18 protein-coding genes are annotated in these 19,792 nt (G+C 39.1%); 5 read left to right on the forward strand and 13 right to left on the reverse strand.

The annotated features are described in order from the left end of the window. Positions 1-49: 49 nt before the first annotated feature. The 3 genes from thrC (at position 50) to B4N43_RS24575 (ending at position 3,969) form a co-directional block, all read left to right on the forward strand. Positions 50-1,357, forward strand: coding sequence for a threonine synthase (gene thrC, locus B4N43_RS24565; RefSeq protein ID WP_286736810.1), 1,308 nt, complete (start codon positions 50-52; stop codon positions 1,355-1,357). 162 nt (positions 1,358-1,519) lie between these two features. Next, on the forward strand, positions 1,520-2,707 hold the full coding sequence (locus B4N43_RS24570) for a class I SAM-dependent rRNA methyltransferase (protein ID WP_075994142.1): 1,188 nt from the start codon (positions 1,520-1,522) through the stop codon (positions 2,705-2,707). 65 nt (positions 2,708-2,772) lie between these two features. Next, complete coding sequence (locus B4N43_RS24575; RefSeq protein WP_088162914.1) at positions 2,773-3,969, forward strand: MFS transporter; 1,197 nt, start codon at positions 2,773-2,775, stop codon at positions 3,967-3,969. Between the two features lie 69 nt (positions 3,970-4,038). Here B4N43_RS24575 and B4N43_RS24580 read toward each other — a convergent pair whose 3' ends face one another. The 7 genes from B4N43_RS24580 to B4N43_RS24610 all read right to left on the reverse strand — a co-directional run bounded on the left by B4N43_RS24580 (position 4,039) and on the right by B4N43_RS24610 (position 9,863). Continuing rightward, entirely contained in the window at positions 4,039-4,800 is a 762-nt protein-coding gene (locus tag B4N43_RS24580; RefSeq protein WP_286736814.1) for an SGNH/GDSL hydrolase family protein, read from the reverse strand. A 34-nt stretch (positions 4,801-4,834) separates the two neighbouring features. Further along, the gene (locus tag B4N43_RS24585) at positions 4,835-6,022 is read right to left on the reverse strand and encodes an aspartate aminotransferase family protein (protein ID WP_075994139.1); all 1,188 of its coding nucleotides are present in this window, start codon (positions 6,020-6,022) and stop codon (positions 4,835-4,837) included. A gap of 61 nt (positions 6,023-6,083) precedes the next feature. Further along, positions 6,084-6,503 (reverse strand): hypothetical protein, encoded by a 420-nt coding sequence (locus tag B4N43_RS24590; RefSeq protein ID WP_232475616.1) that lies wholly within the window; start codon positions 6,501-6,503, stop codon positions 6,084-6,086. Further along, complete coding sequence (locus B4N43_RS24595; protein WP_145327963.1) at positions 6,503-7,459, reverse strand: hypothetical protein; 957 nt, start codon at positions 7,457-7,459, stop codon at positions 6,503-6,505. Before B4N43_RS24595 ends, B4N43_RS24590 begins: the two co-directional genes overlap by 1 nt. Before the next feature lie 33 nt (positions 7,460-7,492). Continuing rightward, positions 7,493-8,038, reverse strand: coding sequence for an RNA polymerase sigma factor (locus B4N43_RS24600; RefSeq protein ID WP_075994136.1), 546 nt, complete (start codon positions 8,036-8,038; stop codon positions 7,493-7,495). 21 nt (positions 8,039-8,059) lie between these two features. Then, positions 8,060-9,013: a transketolase family protein gene (locus B4N43_RS24605; RefSeq protein WP_075994135.1), complete on the reverse strand. Its 954-nt coding sequence runs from the start codon at positions 9,011-9,013 to the stop codon at positions 8,060-8,062. 1 nt (position 9,014) lies between these two features. Further along, on the reverse strand, positions 9,015-9,863 hold the full coding sequence (locus B4N43_RS24610) for a transketolase (protein ID WP_075994134.1): 849 nt from the start codon (positions 9,861-9,863) through the stop codon (positions 9,015-9,017). Between the two features lie 170 nt (positions 9,864-10,033). Between B4N43_RS24610 and B4N43_RS24615 the strand changes: the two genes are divergently transcribed. Then, positions 10,034-12,451, forward strand: a complete 2,418-nt coding sequence (locus tag B4N43_RS24615; RefSeq protein WP_088162910.1) for a glycoside hydrolase family 3 N-terminal domain-containing protein — start codon at positions 10,034-10,036, stop codon at positions 12,449-12,451. Between the two features lie 125 nt (positions 12,452-12,576). Here B4N43_RS24615 and B4N43_RS24620 read toward each other — a convergent pair whose 3' ends face one another. The 4 genes from B4N43_RS24620 to B4N43_RS24635 all read right to left on the reverse strand — a co-directional run bounded on the left by B4N43_RS24620 (position 12,577) and on the right by B4N43_RS24635 (position 15,250). Beyond that, entirely contained in the window at positions 12,577-13,131 is a 555-nt protein-coding gene (locus B4N43_RS24620) for a NifU family protein (RefSeq protein ID WP_088162909.1), read from the reverse strand. A 72-nt stretch (positions 13,132-13,203) separates the two neighbouring features. After that, entirely contained in the window at positions 13,204-14,553 is a 1,350-nt protein-coding gene (gene purB / locus B4N43_RS24625; protein ID WP_286736818.1) for an adenylosuccinate lyase, read from the reverse strand. Positions 14,554-14,679: 126 nt separating this feature from the next. Then, positions 14,680-14,883, reverse strand: a complete 204-nt coding sequence (locus B4N43_RS24630) for a hypothetical protein (RefSeq protein WP_088162907.1) — start codon at positions 14,881-14,883, stop codon at positions 14,680-14,682. A 145-nt stretch (positions 14,884-15,028) separates the two neighbouring features. Continuing rightward, positions 15,029-15,250, reverse strand: coding sequence for a hypothetical protein (locus tag B4N43_RS24635; RefSeq protein ID WP_075994129.1), 222 nt, complete (start codon positions 15,248-15,250; stop codon positions 15,029-15,031). A gap of 322 nt (positions 15,251-15,572) precedes the next feature. On the opposite strand from B4N43_RS24635, the gene B4N43_RS24640 reads away from it, so the two are divergent. Then, positions 15,573-16,922, forward strand: a complete 1,350-nt coding sequence (locus B4N43_RS24640) for an acyl-CoA dehydrogenase family protein (RefSeq protein ID WP_198385988.1) — start codon at positions 15,573-15,575, stop codon at positions 16,920-16,922. 115 nt (positions 16,923-17,037) lie between these two features. Here B4N43_RS24640 and B4N43_RS24645 read toward each other — a convergent pair whose 3' ends face one another. After that, positions 17,038-17,823: an META domain-containing protein gene (locus B4N43_RS24645; protein WP_088162905.1), complete on the reverse strand. Its 786-nt coding sequence runs from the start codon at positions 17,821-17,823 to the stop codon at positions 17,038-17,040. 118 nt (positions 17,824-17,941) lie between these two features. After that, positions 17,942-19,768, reverse strand: a complete 1,827-nt coding sequence (yidC, locus tag B4N43_RS24650; RefSeq protein ID WP_120333254.1) for a membrane protein insertase YidC — start codon at positions 19,766-19,768, stop codon at positions 17,942-17,944. Between the last annotated feature and the right edge of the window lie 24 nt (positions 19,769-19,792).

The following is a 19,792-nucleotide window of genomic DNA, read 5'->3' on the forward strand; positions in this document are numbered from 1 at the left end:
TGAAAATAACAGGATGTTTTATCGGCCTTTACAAAAAGATTATTTACATATGAAATTTTATAGTACAAATAATAAAACATTAGAAGTCTCCTTCAAAGATGCGGTCTTCAATTCTCTCCCTGCAGACAAAGGATTGTATATGCCTGAAGAGATACCACAATTGGATCCGCTGTTTATTAAGAATATTCAACAGTATTCCTTGCAGGAGATTGCTTTTGAAGTAGCTTCTACACTATTGGGAAATGATATTCCCAAAGACGATTTAAAACAGATTGTGAACGATGCCATCAATTTTGATGCTCCTGTAAAATTCTTGACCGACAGCACCGCTGTGCTCGAACTATTTCATGGGCCATCTTATGCCTTTAAGGATTTTGGGGCTCGCTTTATGAGTAGGGTCATGGGCTATTTTTCAAAGACTGACGATAAATTACTGGACGTACTTGTTGCGACATCAGGCGATACCGGTGGAGCTGTTGCCTTGGGCTTTTTGGGAGTAGAAGGAACACGTGTGACGATACTATATCCTAAAGGTAAAGTCTCGGAGGTTCAGGAATTACAATTGACCACTAATGGACAAAATATTCGTGCTATTGAAGTAGAAGGAACTTTTGACGATTGTCAGGCATTGGTAAAACAAGCCTTTAGTGATGCCGAACTCAATGCTATATTGCGTTTGACTTCCGCTAATTCAATCAATATAGCACGGTTGATCCCACAGACATTTTATTATTTTTATGCGTATGCACAATTGAAGTCACAAGGAGTCAATGAGGTCGTATTTACAGTGCCGAGTGGTAATTTTGGTAATATTGGAGCTGGTTTATTGGCTTATAAAATGGGACTTCCAGTGAAACATTTTGTAGCAGCAACAAACGTCAATGATACCGTTCCTAGATTCCTTTCTTCAGGTAAATATGAGCCACTGTCTTCTGTTCAAACCCTAAGCAATGCCATGGATGTGGGAAATCCAAGCAACTGGGTACGTATACAGGATCTCTTTGGCGGAAATGTGGCTGAATTAAAAAATATGCTTTCTTCTTATACATTTACAGATGAAGAAACAAAAGAAGGAATGCAGAAATTACTTGAAGAATCGGATTATATCGCCTGTCCGCATACAGCAATTGCCTGGCTTGGCGCTCGTGCTTATGCAAATGAGCATCCCGGTCCGTATGCTTCAGTTTTCTTATCGACAGCACATCCCTGCAAATTCCCTGATGCAATAGCAGCAGATGTATTCGAAAAAATAGTTTTGCCTGTCGGCGCAGAAACATTGCAAGGAAAAGAGAAATTAGCAGAATCTTTGAAAGTTGATTTTGAAGCCTTCAAAAAATATTTAATCAACCATAACTAAACGTTGAGGGCTCCTTAGGAGCCCTTTTATTTTTATTCAGAAATAGTTGAGGTTTTTGGATTAAAAGGATTTTTGGGAAATATATAATGTATTGAGGATGTTAGATTGTTTTATCCGGAAAGTTTCATCAGGATGTCGAATTAATAAGTTAATTTTGCAACAATGAAATCAGTTTATTTGAATAAGGGTAAGGATAAAGCTGCCTGGCAATTGCATCCTTGGGTATTTTCTGGAGCAATTAAATCATTGTCCGATAAAATTGAAGATGGCGAAGTTGTTGGCGTTTACAATGCTGAACGTGAATTTATTGCCTATGGTCTATTTCACAATAGCTCGCGTGTAGCCATTCGTTTATTGGAGTGGAACCCTCAGGCACAGATTGATGCAGATTGGTGGCGTGCCCGAGTTCAGAAGGCTGTTGCAGCAAGACAGCATCTGTTGCAAGAAGGCGTTACCAATACAGTTCGTTTAATCTTTGCTGAAGCAGATTTTCTTCCTGGACTTATTGCAGATAAATACGCAGATTTTATATCCATTCAGATTCATTCAGTTGGGGTGGAAAAAGTCAAATCCATTATTATAGATGAATTGAATGCTTTGCTGCAACCCAAAGGAATTTATGAGCGCAGTGATCTGAAATCCCGCGAACATGAAGGATTACCCGATACCAATGGACTTTTGTTTGGAGAACTTCCATCTGAATTTGTCGACGTTATCGAAAATGGCATTCATTATAAGGTTAACATTATTGATGGGCAAAAATCGGGATTTTATTGCGACCAACGTGAAAATCGCCAGCTAACGGCCAACTACGTTTTGAATAAACGAGTCCTAGATTGTTTCTGCTATTCCGGTGGTTTTACGTTAAATAGTTTGAAAAGTGGCGCTGCAGAAGTCATATCTGTAGATAGTTCTGCACTGGCTATTGAAACCCTGGAAAAGAATATTGTTGAAAATGGTTTTGAACCTAGTCGACATAAAGCAATATTGTCTGATGTAAACAAGCAATTGCGTAAATTCATTGATGAAGGGGAAAAATTTGATCTGATTGTCCTAGATCCACCGAAATATGCACCCTCTCGATCTGCATTGGAAAGAGCATCAAGGGCGTATAAAGACCTGAATCGCCGCGGATTGATGTTGTTAAATAGCGGTGGTTTATTAGCGACATTTTCTTGTTCAGGTGCGATGGATATGGATACGTTCAAACAAGTGCTCGCTTGGGCTGCACTGGATGCCGGTAAGGAAATTCAGTTTATCAGACAATTTCATCAACCTGAAGACCATCCTGTCCGGGCCTCGTTCCCCGAAGGTGAATATCTGAAAGGATTGTTGGTACGCGTATTGTAATTATTATATGAAGGTAGTTTAGGTTGGTTTGTTAAAATCAACCTTTTTAATTTTTGAAAGACGTCATGATACAAGAGAAGGCGGGTAGACCTATTTTTTCTATTTTGTTTGCCGTGAGTATGGTGCATCTTCTGAACGATATGATTCAGGGAGTGATACCGGCAACCTATCCCTTGCTCAAAGAAGAGCATCATCTAAGCTTTTCTCAGGTTGGGATGATTACAATGGTTTATCAGATAGCAGCTTCAATATTCCAGCCTGTTGTAGGCTCATTTACGGATAAACATCCTGTACCGTACTCCCAGATTATAGGGATGTCTTTTTCACTTCTCGGTATGTTTTTGTTTTCGAAAGCACATAGTTATGAATGGATCTTATTTTCTGTTTTTCTGGTCGGGATTGGATCTTCAATCTTTCACCCTGAATCTTCTCGTGTAGCTTATATGGCGTCGGGAGGAAGAAGAAGTATGGCACAATCTATTTTTCAGATTGGAGGCAATGCAGGGACGGCAATGGCTCCGATCATTGTCGCTTTTTTGGTTTTACCGAGAGGGCAACAGGCGATCGCTTGGATGTGCTTATTTACCATTCTCGGCCAATTTATATCCTATTATATCGGTAGTTGGTATAAAAAGAGGCTTCAAAGCTCCGCTAAATCAACGAAGAGAACAATACGCGTACCTGATCTACCCAATAGCAGAATCGTCGTGACGGTTATTATACTCCTATTACTGATTGTTTCAAAATACTTCTATATAGCAAGTATCACAAACTACTTCCAGTTTTATACAATCAAGAAATTCGGAATCAATGAAGTGGAAGCACAAGTCTATCTATTTTATTTTCTGATAGCCGTTGCGGTGGGAACCCTACTTGGAGGAGCATTCGGCGATCGATTTGGTCGCAAATATGTCATCTGGTTCTCCGTCTTGGGCGTTGCGCCATTTGCATTGGCATTACCCTATGTTGGACTTACGATGACGGGGATATTAATCGTGATTATTGGGTTGATTTTATCATCAGCTTTTCCAGCAATTATTGTTTATGCGCAAGAACTATTGCCTAAAAAGTTGGGTATGGTTTCAGGTTTATTTTACGGCTTTGCATTTGGAATGGGGGGGATTGGATCCGCTGTACTTGGCTGGCAGGCAGATCATACTTCCATCGAGTTTATTTATCACTTATGTTCCTATCTGCCATTGATCGGTATTGTGGCTTATTTTCTTCCCAATCTACAAAAAACACCTTACAAAGAAATTTAGATTTAACATATAAGCATATGTTAAAAAAGAAAGAGCGGATTTCAATAAAGTATCCGCTCTTTTATTTTATTACTTGATGCAGTCCATCCAGGCTGAGGCCATCATTTGTGCCCCAGCAAGCGTGGGATGTACGCCGTCCGCAGCCCAATAGGCACCAGGGGCGTTCTTTTGAGCATTGTCGAATATTTTTTGATAGGGGATAAGAATTGCTCCAAATTCTTTGGCGATCTCACGAGCGGATTCTTGATAAGCCAAAAATTTTGGATACCAAGCTTCAGTAATGTGACCTACACCCTTTACTGCAAAAGGCTCTCCAATGATCAATTTGACATTTGGAAGCTTTTGTAATGTCTCCTGCAATAGCTGTTTGTACTGGGATTTATACTCTTCAACCGTAGTCTGTGCTCCTCGATCGATTGTCCGCCAGAAATCGTTCACACCAATCAAAATACTCAATACAGTGGGTTTAATTGCTAGAGTATCCTCCTGCCAGCGCTTTTGAAGATCGGGTACACGATTTCCGCTAATACCTGTATTATATACCTTTAGTCTCTTTGCTGGATATTTATTTAAGAGTTGGCTGGCAGCCAATAAAGCATAACCATGCCCCAGCGCTGCGGTGTCATTGGCATTTTTGTTATTTCTATCTCGGCCCACATCCGTAATGGAATCGCCCTGAAATAAAATGATGTCGTCGTTATTTAAAGTGATTTTTGAGGAACCGACTGTTGATTCGTGTGCGAATACATCGTTTCTCAGTAAATCGGCGCCAGTCAATAGACCGGTGCCAATAATGCTTTTTTTGATAAATGATCTGCGGTTTGTGTTCATTATTAGGTTTTTGTTATGTTTAAAGTTACATACTTTAGGCATACTTTTCCAAACCTTTTATAATGATGTTACAAGCTTTTTCAATTTCTAGATCTGTAATAGTCAATGGTGGGGCGACACGTAGTGCCGTTTCACAATGCAGATACCAATCGATCATAACCCCATTTTCAGCACAATACTTACTCACATTGTAAACTTGATCAAAAGAAGCCAGTTGCAGACACATCATAAGGCCTAGTCCTCGAATTTCTTTAATTGCAGGATGCCTGAGTTTTTCTTTAAATAAAAGCGATTTTCGCTCAACCTGTTCGACTAATTTTTCTTCCTTGATAACAGCTAGTGAAGCCCGCGCTGCGGCACAACTCACAGGGTGCCCCCCGAAAGTCGTGATGTGCCCAAGCATGGGATTATCCTTAATAACGTCCATCACTTCTTTGGCTGCAACAAATGCACCCAAGGGCATACCGCCTCCGATGCCTTTGGCAAGCATCAGGATATCTGGAACAATAGCAAAATGTTCGAAGGCGAAAAGACGGCCTGTTCGACCGAAACCTGTTTGAATTTCATCAAAGATCAGTAAAGTACCTGTTTCATTACAGCGTTTTCTAACAGCTTGCATGTAAGCGATATCCGGGACTCGGACACCAGCTTCTCCCTGAATAGCTTCGAGGATGACAGCAGCAGTTTGTTCCGTAATCTTTGTGAGATCTTCCATGTCATTAAACCCGATAAAATCTATTTCGGGAAGGAGGGGGGCATACGCTTTGCGATACTCATCGTTTCCGATCAGACTGAGCGCGCCTTGTGTGCTGCCGTGGTACGCTTTTTTTGCAGCGATAATCTGCCTGCGACCAGTATATTTCTTTGCTATTTTCATAGATCCCTCTACGGCTTCCGTTCCACTGTTGGTGAGGTAGACTGATTGAAAATTAGCGGGAAGTTCTGCTAGTAATTCTGTAGCAAATTGCACCTGTGGCGCCTGCACAAATTCACCATAAACGGTGACATGTAAGTACTGCTCCAATTGTGATTTTATAGCCTCTAAAACCTTCGGATGACGATGGCCTATATTGCTGACATTGAAGCCGGAGACCAAATCCATATATTCTTCTCCATTGGGGCCATAAAGGTAGACACCTTCAGCCTTAACTACTTCAACCAATCTAGGTGAGCTAGATGTTTGAGCAGTATTCATTAAAAATAATTCTCTGTTGCTTAACATGATCTTACAAATGTCCGAAAATAAAAAAGAAGTCTTCAAGACTTCTTTTTTATTTTCGAGATTATTTTCTTCTATTCTGCAGGGATTTGTATAGATGTTCTCTGAATTCCTGTTCTACTTCAAAAAATTGCGATGCCCGCGCATTGCCAATAACTTTGGCAAATTTGACCCGGTATTCTTTTTTGATCTCCACTTCTTTAACATCATACTGTAAGACATCTCTGGAACCACCTCTAAAACTATTTTTGGGAGCACCATTCAATTTTTCTTTTCTGATATCCCAAAGTGTTTGGCTATACTCATTATAGAGCGGAAAGAATTGCTGAGCCTCTCTTGGCGTTAAATCTAGTTCTTTAGTAATGTAAGCTATTTTTTCATTTTCTATAGCTTGAAATCGATTTTTGTCTTGTGCAAAGCCCAAGGCAATAGAAAATATACTAAAGAACAATGTTATCCATATGTATTTTTTATCGAACATCATTATAAGGTATAGTTTAGATAATCTTCTATTTCTTGTTTAGATATATTACTCCCAAATCCCTTGGTAGGGAGATTCGCTTCATCGGTATACTGGGACATATAGATCATATCATCACCAGAAGCTGAAGCCGCAAGGTAATTAATAATTTCCTGCTTAGGAATTTCTGACAAATGTTGGCTCAACTGCTCTTCTGCAACTGTTTCTACGGGAGCTGCATTTTGTTGTTGATACTGATACCCCCAATATCCTCCTATGCTCAACATGGCGGCAAAAGATGCTGCAACAGCATAGCGTGCATACCATTTTTTCGGTCTTCCTATTTGATGGATAGGTGTATGATCTTTTTCAGGCTCCTGCACAGCATTAATAATACTGTCGGAAAGAGTCTCAAAATAATGTTGTGGTACATCAAAGCCTGCAGTCACAACCGTTTCTTTGAGTTTTTCTTCAGCGATACGAGCAAAAATAGTCGATTCAACTGTTTCTTCATAGCCAGCCGGAACAGAGAAACCATCTGTAGGAACTGTTTTCTTCAATTCCTGCTCAGCTAAACGGGCGAAGATGGAATCTTCAAGCGTTTGATTATAAGCAGAAGGCATTGTAAAGCCATCAGATACAATCGTTTCTTTTAATTTGTCTTCTAAAATTCGGTTGAGGATAGTTGAAGATAGTTCGGAAGCATAATTTTCAGGAATTTCAAAGCCGTCAGTAGCAACTTGATTTTTTAAATTGTCTTCTGCTACTTTACACATAATGGCCTCAGATAGGCTATCAAAATATCCTTCTGGAACCTCAAAGATGGATTCTTCCTTGCATTCAATCAATTTGACTTGCGTAATTATTTTTGATTCTAAATCACTGAAATAATTTTCAGGTAAGCCAAATGGATTTTCACGCAACGATGCTGGAAGATTTGTAGGCTCCAGCCCATCATGATATGTGCCATTTTCCTTCATAGTATTTGTTAGAACCTAATTTCGCTAAAAGGTTTAATCGTTGTTGTTAAAAAATGCCTCTATTTTTTTGACGGCCAAATGATAAGAGGCTTTAAGCGCTCCAACACTTGTTCCGAGAACTTCTGAAATCTCTTCATATTTCATGTCTTCAAAATATTTCATATTGAAGACCAATTTTTGCTTCTCTGGCAAGGTCAACAAAGCCTGTTGTAATTTCATTTGAGCTCTATCACCATTGAAATAATTGCCATCAGCAAGCGTTTCTGCCAGATAAGCAGTCGTGTCGTCATCCAACGACACGTTCTGCTTTTGCTTTTTCTTATTTAAGAAGGTAATACATTCATTTGTTGCAATACGATAAAGCCACGTGTATAACTGTGAGTCTTCCCGGAAGTTCCCAAGGTTCTTCCATACTTTCACAAAAATATCTTGTACAACATCGTCCGCATCGTCATGATCGATGACCATTCTTCGCACATGCCAATAAATCTTCTGTTGATATTTCTTCAACAATAAACGGAAAGCTTCTTCTCGCGTACTCTCTTCGGCGAATTTTGCTATAATTAAAGCGTCATCCATATATTGACTTGCGTAGTTTTGTTATTTTCTTTTGATTACTTTTTGAGCCGCTGCAACAATAGCCGCTGCATTCAGACCGTATTTTTCCATCAATTGAGCAGGAGTACCTGATTCTCCAAAACTATCATTTACAGCAACGTATTCTTGTGGAGTAGGCAACTCTCTTGTTAATACCTGAGCAACGCTATCACCTAAACCGCCAAGACGATTATGCTCTTCCGCCGTTACGACACATTTGGTTTTAGCAACAGATTTTAAAATAGCTTCTTCATCCAAAGGTTTGATTGTATGGATATTGATAATCTCAGCGTTGATGCCCAACTCAGCTAATTGCTCACCAGCTTGGATAGCTTCCCATACCAGATGACCTGTAGCAATGATCGTAACATCCGTTCCTTCATTTAATAATACCGCCTTACCAATCACAAATTCCTGATCAGCAGGAGTGAAGTTAGGAACTACAGGACGGCCAAAACGCAAATAAACCGGTCCATCATATTTGGCTGCAGCAATCGTAGCGGCTTTTGTTTGATTGAAATCACAAGGATTGATCACTGTCATTCCAGGCAACATTTTCATCAAACCGATATCTTCTAAGATTTGGTGAGTTGCACCATCTTCACCTAAGGTTAGACCAGCATGTGACGCCGCAATTTTTACATTTTTGTCCGAGTATGCGATCGATTGGCGAATCTGATCATAAACACGGCCTGTTGAGAAATTTGCGAATGTACCTGTGAATGGTATTTTACCACCGATCGTAAGTCCGGCAGCAATACCCATCATGTTTGCTTCCGCAATACCGATTTGGAAAAAGCGCTCAGGAAATTCTTTGATAAAATCGTTCATTTTTAACGAACCGATTAAATCAGCACATAATGCAACTACATTCTCATCTTGCTTTCCTGCTTCTAGTAAGCCCGCACCAAATCCTGAGCGTGTATCTTTTGACTCTGTATAAGTATATTTTTTCATGCTAGTAATCTCCTAAAGTTTCTGTAAGCTGATTCAACGCCGACGCCAATTGTTCGTCATTTGGAGCAACACCATGCCATTTATGAGAACCCATCATAAAATCAACACCGCTACCCATTTCAGTATGCATCAGAATAATAACCGGTTTACCTTTTCCTGTGCGTGATTTAGCTTCTGCTAAACCTGCAACAACAGCATTCATGTCATTGCCTTTAGCAATTTCCATCACATCCCAGCCAAATGCTTCCCATTTTGCACGAAGATCACCAAGAGATAATACTTGATCTGTAGATCCGTCAATTTGTGCTTTGTTATAGTCAACAGTAGCAATTAAATTGTCGATTTTGTTGTGTGGTGCGTACATTGCAGCTTCCCAAACTTGGCCCTCCTGCAATTCGCCATCACCCATTAAAACATAAACTAGATTATTGTCTTTATTCAATTTTTTTGCCTGTGCGGCTCCAATTGCAACAGATAATCCTTGGCCCAATGATCCCGAAGCAATACGAATACCCGGAAGGCCTTCGTGTGTTGTTGGGTGACCTTGAAGTCTGGAATTGATTTTTCTGAACGTTGCTAATTCGCTCACTTCAAAATATCCCGCATGCGCCAATGTACTGTAAAATACAGGAGAGATGTGTCCATTTGACAGGAAGAATAAATCTTCTCCTTTTCCATCCATGTCAAAGGAAGGATTGCGTTTCATTGCATTGAAATAAAGCGCCACAAAGTAATCTGTACAACCTAACGAACCACCTGGGTGTCCTGATTGACAAGCGTGTACCATACGTACGATATCACGTCTTACCTGTGATGCAATTTGTTCTAGTTTGTTAATATCTGCACTCATTTTTTTTGTTGGTTTCACAATTGGTCGTAAAGTTAACTATTTTTAAGCTAGATGCTTGTTAAAAAATGAATTTATATTGACTTATCCCAGATCGACGATGTGTTTGATCTGCGGATTTTTATTTTTTTTGTACCTTGCTTCACTTTATAAAACCAACAATTTTCAGCATAATGCCTAATCAACTCAAAAGCAGCCTTATTATTTCAGCGCTCTCAGCCCTTTATTTGCATTCTTCTGCCCAGCACATCAACATTTACCATAAGGATTGGATCGATTTTAACAAAAATGGGAAAAAGGATATTTATGAAGACCCCAAACAGAAAATAGCCAGTCGCGTGGAGGATCTGTTGCGTCAAATGACTGTTCAAGAAAAGGCCAATCAGACGGTTACACTCTACGGTTATGGGCGGGTTTTGAAAGATGAGCAGCCCACTGCCGCTTGGGACAAAGAGATTTGGAAACACGGCTTGGCCAATATCGACGAAATGTTGAATAGCTTGGCTTATAATAAGTCGGCAAAAAGTTCATTTTCGTATCCCTTCAGCCGCCATGCTCAAGCCTTAAATAATGTTCAAAAATGGTTTGTGGAAAACACACGACTTGGTATTCCCGTTGATTTTACCAATGAGGGGATTCATGGACTCAACCATGATCGCGCTACTTCCCTGCCGGCACCAATCAATATTGGAAGTACATGGAATACTTCACTGGTACGTAAAGCTGGCGATATAATTGGTAGGGAAGCCAAATATCTGGGCTATACCAATGTCTATACGCCTATTCTTGATGTTTCTAGAGATCCGCGCTGGGGAAGAGTGGTTGAAACCTATGGCGAAGATCCGTTTCATATTGCTGAAATGGGGAAACAAGTTGTTTTAGGGATTCAACAAAATGGAGTCGCATCCACATTGAAACATTATGCGGTCTATTCTGTGCCCAAAGGGGGAAGAGATGGCAATGCACGTACGGATCCTCATGTTGGCTTTCGTGAGATGCATTCGCTTCACCTCTATCCATTTAAAAGGGTCATAAAGGAAGCCAAACCCTTGGGAGTCATGAGTAGTTATAATGATTATGATGGCGTGCCTGTATCTGCCAGCAGCTATTTTTTACAGGACTTACTCCGAAAAGAGTATGGTTTTGAAGGGTATGTGGTGTCCGACAGTGAGGCTCTAGAGTTTATTTACAACAAACACCATGTTGCTGCAAACTATAAAGATGCTATTAAACAGGCATTAGAGGCGGGTTTGAATGTGCGGACAAATTTTGATCCACCGAGTACATATCTAACGCCACTAATGGAACTAATAGAAGAAGGAGGGCTGGATATCAAAATATTGGATCAGCGGGTTCGCGAAGTCCTGACCGTGAAATTTAAACTGGGTTTATTTGATCATCCATTGAGAGAAGATATAGCGATAGCCGATAAAAAGGTGCATACCCCCGCAGATGAAGAAGTATCACTTCAAATGAATAAGGAGTCTATTGTTCTGTTGAAAAATGAACAGAATCTTCTCCCAATAGACGTGAATAAATACAAACGAATTTTGGTTACGGGACCAATGGCAGAAGCAACAAATTATACGACAAGTCGCTATGGACCTTCCAATAATCCGATCACCACCATCAAAGATGGGATTATAAACTATGGAAAAACAAAGGCACTTCGGGTTGATTATGCAAAAGGGGTAGATGTCGTGGATAAAAACTGGCCTGAGAGTGAGATTATTCCAACAGACTTGTCCGGCGAGGAGCTGGAAAAGATGGCCGAAGGTGTTCGTCTCGGTAAAGAATCTGACCTAATCATAGCGGTAATGGGCGAGTCGGAACGGGAAGTCGGTGAAAGTCGATCGCGATCAGATCTAAATTTGCCAGGCAAGCAACGCGACTATTTAATGAAATTGAAGGAAACAGGTAAACCTATTGTGCTGGTACTTGTCAATGGTCGTCCACTTACTGTCAATTGGGAAAACAAATATCTACCTGCAATTGTGGAGAGTTGGTTTCTTAGCAATCAGTCGGGAAATGTTCTTGCCGAAATGCTGTTTGGAGGGTATAGCCCTAGTGGAAAATTGCCCATTTCATTTCCGAAGTCCGTCGGACAGGTTGAAATGAATTTTCCGACCAAGCCCGCTGCACAGGCGGGGCAACCTGGGGTCGGACCCAATGGGTGGGGCAATAGTCGGGTTGTTGGATTCTTATACCCTTTTGGATATGGATTAAGCTACACAGATTTTAGTTTTTCAAATTTACAACTCGCTAAGAAACAGATCAGACCAACGGATTCCCTTACAGTTACGGTTGATATTGAAAACATAGGGAAGAGGAAAGGCGCCGAAGTTGTTCAGCTTTATATCAAAGACGTGCTGTCTTCGGTAACGACATATGAGATGGATTTGCGTGGATTCGAAAAAGTTGAACTTAATCCAGGGGAAAAGAAGACCTTACAGTTTACGATCTTACCTGCCCACCTGGAACTTTTGGATCAGCACAATAACTGGACAGTTGAACCCGGCAAATTTGAACTATTTATCGGTAATTCTTCTGTTAATCTTCCGCTTAAAGATTCATTTGAAGTAGTCAATTAGGTTAAAAAATGCTATACCAAGCAGATGGTGGATAGCGATTATTTCTTCTTAAGACTAGTGAATAAAAAAAGGATTCAGCAAAATTAATTACTGAATCCTTTTTTTATTGTATCGAATAGCTGTGATTACATGGCCTCAGCGACAACTTCAGTCACTTCTGGAACCATGCGTTTCAACAATCCCTCAATTCCTGCTTTTAATGTGATTGTCGAAGATGGACAACCACTGCAAGAACCTTTTAGTTCAACTGTCACAATACCTTCGTTGAAGGATTTATAATGGATTGCTCCACCATCTTGTTCAACAGCAGGTCTTACATAATCATGTAATACTTGTTGTATCTTCACTTCAGTTTCAGTACCTTCAAAATTAACCTCTGTATCGTGGTGTACCGTTTTTACAGCAAGTTCAGACTCTACAGCACCTTTTACAAAGTCTTTTAGCAAGGCTTCAATGTCTTCCCATTCCGCATCTTCAGTTTTGGTAATGGTCACGAAGTTACTTGCAAAAAATACCCCATTTACAAAGTTAAATTTGAATAATTCAAGTGCAAACGGTGAATCTTGTGCTGCTTCTTTATTTGGAAAATCCACACTACCGTTGATCAACAATTTATTGACCAAGAACTTCATTGTAGAAGGGTTGGGTGTAGACTCTGTATATACGTTAATCGTAGCCATGTAGTATCTATTTTTATTCCAAGCAAATATAGGTCAAATGAAGCTTTGTTAAGGTCATCTATAAGTAAAAGCTTATAAAGTGACACCTGTGTAGTTAGAAGGACTGATCGCTTTCAGTTCCTCTTTAACTTCCGCTGATACATTTAGATTATCAACAAATGTTGCTATCGTTTCTTTTGTAACATGTGTGTTGGTACGTGTTAGGTCTTTTAAAGCTTCATACGGCTTTGGATAGCCTTCCCTTCTCAATATAGTTTGTAGTGCCTCCGCAACAACAGCCCAATTATTTTCAAGATCATTGGCCAACGCCTGTTCGTTTAAAATCAATTTGCGTAACCCTCTCAAAGTCGATTTAATAGCAATTAGGGTATGTGCAAACGGAACACCAATATTACGTAATACCGTAGAATCTGTTAAATCTCGTTGAAGGCGGGAAACTGGTAACTTAGCCGCAAGGTGCTCAAAAATGGCATTTGCAATACCTAAATTTCCTTCTGCATTTTCAAAGTCAATCGGGTTGACTTTATGTGGCATAGCCGAAGAACCGATTTGACCAGCAGTGATTTTTTGTTTAAAATATTCCATCGAAATATATGTCCAAATGTCACGGCATAAATCGATGACAATATTGTTTATCCGTTTTAAGGCATCACAGCTCGCCGCAAAGTTATCGTAATGCTCAATCTGTGTGGTCGTTTGTGAACGGTCTAACCCCAAGATATTGTTTACAAAATTATTCCCAAAATTGATCCAATTTGTCGCTGGATATGCAACGTGATGCGCATTAAAATTACCAGTTGCGCCACCAAATTTAGCGGAATACGGTACTTGATGTAATAGTTGCAATTGATGTTCTATGCGTTCGATAAAAACATAAAACTCTTTACCCAAACGAGTTGGAGATGCCGGTTGTCCATGGGTACGTGCCAACATCGGGATGTCTGACCATGACGTTGCTAATGATTTTAACTCATGAAGCAACTCTTCTATTGCCGGTGTATAACTTTCTTTAATGGCTTCTTTCCAGGAAAGTGGAATCGCTGTGTTATTGATATCTTGTGAAGTCAAACCAAAATGGATGAATTCAAGGTAGTCCTGTAATCCTAATTTTTCAAATTGATCTTTTAGAAAATATTCAACTGCTTTAACATCATGGTTCGTAACTTTTTCTGTGTTTTTGATCCAAATGGCATCTTCTTCAGAAAAATTCCTGTAGATATCCCGCAATTTTTCATTGAGTGTTTTGTCAAACTGTTGTAATTGAGCAATACCGGATTCACTTAATGCAATAAAATATTCGACCTCTACGCGTACACGATATTTTATTAAAGCAAATTCGGAAAAAAATGCTGAAAGTTCATTAGTATTATTGTAATAGCGTCCGTCAATAGGCGTAACTGCTGTTAAAGATGATAAAGCCATAGATTGAATGATTTTTGGCAAAGGTAAAAAAATGCTTGGAGCTTAGCAATTTAATTGGTGTAGATATAAAAAAAGCCTCCTTGTTGAAGGAAGCTTTTTATACGGTGTAAATTCTTTTTCAGAGAATTAGTGAGCAGCTTTAGTTGAATCAACTTTAGCAGCAGCTGAATCTACAGCAGTTTTTGCTGAATCCAATTGCGTGTTAGCTGAATCTAAAGCAACGTTAGCTGAATCAGTAGCAGCGTCAGTTTTTTTAGCTGTTTCACCACATGATGCGAAAGCCAATGTTAAAGCTAAACCTAAGAAACCGAATTTGAATGCGTTTTTCATTTTATTAAAATTAAAATATTTTTAAATCTTGTTATTTAGGAGTTAATACCATTAAACCAAAAAGGTAACCCCTGTATTTATTTTTTTTAAAAAAAGAAAGGCCTTTCGTAAAAAAGGCCTTCCAAAAGCTTTATTCAGTCCTGAATTATTTAGTAGCAGCTGAATCAACTTTAGCAGCAGCTGAATCAACTTTAGCAGCAGCTGAATCAACTTTAGTAGCAGCTGAATCTAATGTGTTAGCAGCTGAATCAACTAAAGCAGAAGCTGAATCTGCAGCACCTTCAGCTTTTTTCTCTGAATTGTTACAAGATGCGAAAGCTACAGTTAAAGCTAAACCTAAGAAACCGAATTTTAATGCGTTTTTCATTTTCTAATTTTCTAATTTAAATTGAAATAATTTTCTTTTTCATCTCTTAATACACGTAACCAAAAAAGGTAACCCAAAAAATGATGTTTTTTTAAAAATATTTTTAACACATTGTTTTTCATTTATTTATAATTCTATGTTTTATTCAAAACATTCCTGATTCCACTATTTTATTGATAGGGGATTGGGCGATATAAGGTAAGATATTGTCCATTCGTTTGTTTACCGGATAATTCCATCATGTCGTATCATGTCATTTCCAAACAATTTTGGATTATTTTTCTTATTTTAAGAAGTAAACACTTAAAAAGAAATTGCAGTTATGTTTGATAAAGTAAAGAATATAATGGATTTGGCAAAATCAATAGACTTTGGCAAATTGGAAGAAATATCGAAGAAAGTGGATTTGGGAGCAGTCATGGATGCCGTATCAAAAATGGATGATAAGCAGCTTCATGGTTTAATGAAAATGCTAAGTGCAGGAAAAGAAAAAAAGGAATTACCGCCTATTAATGGTGATTTCTATGCTATGGATAGCAAATTAAACGATTCAGATCGTGCATTGCAATTGAAGGTAAGGGAGTTTATGGAGACCGAAGTTAAGCCAATCGTCAATAAATATTGGTTAAGAGATGAGTTCCCTTTTGAAATAGTACCGAAACTAGCAGCTTTAAATATTTGTGGCTATACCTACGATGGGTATGGTTGTATGGGGGGAAGTTCATTAATGGAAGGGATCATAGCGGCGGAGATAGCACGGGTAGATGCTTCTGTAGCGACTTTCTTTGGCGTACAGAGTGGTTTAGCCATGGGATCAATTTATATTTGCGGATCCGAAGAGCAAAAACAAGAGTGGCTGCCCAAAATGCAGCAGATGCAAGTGATTGGTGCTTTTGGTTTAACAGAGCCCGAAGTAGGGTCGGGAGCAGCAGGCGGATTGACAACGACCTGTAGGAAGACAGCTGAAGGTTGGGTCTTAAATGGTCAAAAAAAATGGATCGGGAATTCCACCTTTTCCGATATCACAATCGTATGGGCAAGGGATCTTGATGATGGCGAAGTTAAGGGGTTTATTGTACGAAAGGATAATCCAGGTTTTTCAGTTGAAAAAATTAAAGATAAGATGGCTTTGCGCATTGTGCAGAATGGCCTTATTACTTTAGCGAATTGTATCGTTCCAGAAAGTGATCGCCTGCAAAATGCGAATTCCTTTAAAGATACAGGAAAGGTTCTTCAGATGACGCGAGCAGGTGTCGCTTGGATGGCCGTAGGATGTGCGCGGGGTGCTTATGAAAATGCCTTGGATTATACGCGTAAAAGGAAGCAATTTGGTAAACCAATCGCTTCTTTTCAACTTATTCAAAATCACCTGGTTGAAATGTTGTCCAATTTAACAGCTATGCAAACGCTTGTCTTCAGATTATCTGAATTACAGGATAAAGGTGAACTAAAAGATGAACATGCCTCGCTGGCTAAAGTCTTCTGTTCTTTACGTACGAGAGATATTGTTTCCAAGGCTCGAGAGGTCATGGGTGGAAACGGTATTCTGTTGGAGTATAATGTCGCACGGTTTTTGGCCGATGCCGAAGCAATTTATTCCTATGAGGGGACAAAAGAAATCAATTCACTCATAGTTGGTAGAAGTATAACTGGATTTAGTGCCTTTGTTTAGGCGAGATCCGGCTGGTTTTTGACTTCCTGTTGCCAAATATCGCTTAATACATAAAAAGGGCGTTGTTTTTTAAACAATGCCCTTTTTACTTCAGTTGGAGCAAAAAAGCAATTTTCTATTTCCGTTTAAATCGCATAATAGCAATATCTCCCATGATAAATGTCAAGGTATTCTCGCTTACACTATAGGTGTTTACCTTTTCCAATGTCGAAAAGAAAGTTGCTTCACCATTACCTTCGCAGGCCATTTTAGTTGACATAATCGGGCCAAAATTAATGGTATTTCCATTGGTTTTAAAAGTCGTATTGTAGTTATTGCAGCTACTATTTCCGTTTACTTTACCACTGGCAGCATCAAATGTCATTGTTGGTTTACGATTGGGATATAGACCATCGAAAGCGATCCGTGGGCCGGATATATAATCAAGTTCCCAAGTTCCACTAAGTTCTTGTTTATTGTTCTGAATTAACTTAAATTTTGCCAGGGGAGCCATCTTAGCTTTGTTCAGGCTAAGAATGCCATCCTTAACCGTATAATTATCTGCAGCAGTCAGGTTTTTGGATAAAGCTTGTTCAATAGACATATCCGGACAGGCCATCATCGTAGACATGCCCTGAGCAAATTTAATCTTTCCATTTTTTGATAATGTCAATTCTCCACCGATGCCATTACATCCGCCACTTGCACTGTAACTTTTTTCGTCCAGCTGGAGGTAAGGCATTTTGCCGTTGATCTGATCCGCTACAGGCTGTCCATTGATTTCAATCAATTGCCATTTTTTTCCAATTACTGACGACATGCTACTGTCTGTGTTCTGCTCATTCGCGTTCTTCTTGATCACAGAGCAACTTCCAAGACTAACGATTAAGATGGCCAATATGGCGATGTTTTTAAAGTTCATATTCTAAATTTTAACCTATTAACACCCTTTTTAACGTTTGGTTTGACGAAATGCTACAAAAGTTCACAAACAAAGAAGGCTTCCAATTTGGAAGCCTTCTTTATCAGTATGATAAATCTTACGATTTGTTTTTATTTTGTTGTGCTTGTTGTTGTGCACGCATCATCTCTTCCATTTTCGTTTGGAAGCTCGATTTTTTATCTGCTTTTGGATTCTTTTTATTTTCCTCCAATTTAGCTAAGATTTTCTCATCATTCACCATGGTGCGAATAACCAACTGAGTCAAGAACGTAAATAATGCACTTAAGAAATAGTAGTAGTTCAAACCTGCTGGGAAGCTATTCAAAACAAAGAAGAAAATCAAAGGCATGATATAGCCCATGTATTTCATTTGTCCTGTAGCACCAGATGTAGCGTTGTTATACCAAGTCGTCAACAATGTTGTCAATGTCATCAAGATACACATCAAAGAGATGTGGTTGAATGATCCAAAAATAGGTGCAAATGTAAACAGTGTATCATAGGTTGACATATCCTTCATAAACAAGAAGCTTTGTCCTCTCAATTCAAATAAATTTGGAAAGAAGTAGAAGAACGCAATTGTAAATGGCATTTGTAGGACAAGCGGAAGACATCCACCAAGTGGATTTACACCAACCTGTTTGTACAATTTCATTTGCTCCTGCTGCATCAACATTTGATTATCTTCACCCACTTTTGCTTTGATCTCATCCAGCTGCGGTTTTAATACACGCATTTTTGCCATAGAGACATAAGACTTGTAGGTCATTGGTGAAAGAATCAGCTTCAACATCAATGTCAATAAAAGGATAACGATACCGTAGCTCATATGGAAACCATCCAGGAAGTTAAATACAGGTACTGTAATCCATTGGTTGATCCAACGCATAGGGCCCCAACCCATATTGATGATCGATTGGTAGTCATTACCCTCGGCCTTCAATACATTGTATTGATTTGGTCCAAAGAAGAAGTTTAAGGAATAGTTATTGTCCTTATGATTATCAAATGCCAATTCTGCGTTTGTATTATAGAATTTGACGATGTCGGTTTCTGAAGCATGTTTTACATCCACTTTTGCATTGACAAAACCATCTTTAGTGCTGAGGATATTAGAAAAGTAATGCTGCTTGAATGCAATCCATTGTACTTTTTTCTCCAATGCTTCATCCGCATCTTTTGATTCTGAAAGATGATCTACTTTATTATCTTCTTTATAATAAAGTGTAGATTTCTGTCTTTCAGATTCTATGTTTTGCTCTTTTTGTCTCAACGCGGTGTTCCAGTTAAGGGTCAACGTTTTTTGACTCTGCGGAATTAAATTCTGTATCCCTTTTGTGTTAATATCCAGTCCAACATTATAGCCTTTACCAGCAATCGAGTACACATATTCAATATACTGTTCGGCACTGTAATTTAGTCGGAATTTTACAGATTGTTTACCTTCACCAGAAACTTGGATATCCGAAGATTCTGTATTGAAGTATAAATCATTTGTTGATACGTTTTGACCAGCTGCGTTAAATTGAAAACCAAACTTATTGTCCTCACCATCAAAAAGCATCAAAGGTTTTCCATTGAAATTCTTTTCGCCTTTTAGTTCTACGGATTTAACCTTACCACCTTTTGTACTGATTTTGGCAATGATTTTCTCGTTTTCAATCGTAATGACTTTCTCCGTTCCAAATTTTGTCGCACCAAAAGGCTTTTTCAATTCCGCCGAATCAGCAATCACTGCTGTTTGTGCTGCTTTGGCTTTAGCGGTAGAGTCACTTTCGGCAGGCAGTCCTTTTTCTGTGCGCGCTTTAGCCTCTTGTCTCGCTTGTTCTTGTTTGATTTCCGATTCTGAAGGCTTCATCAGGTAAAATGAACCAGTGATGATAGCAAACATCAGGACCAAACCAATTAGGGTATTTCTATCCATTTTTAATAATTAAACTTAATTAAT

Source organism: Sphingobacterium sp. UBA1897 (genome assembly GCF_002337775.1).
Classification (GTDB): domain Bacteria; phylum Bacteroidota; class Bacteroidia; order Sphingobacteriales; family Sphingobacteriaceae; genus Sphingobacterium; species Sphingobacterium siyangense.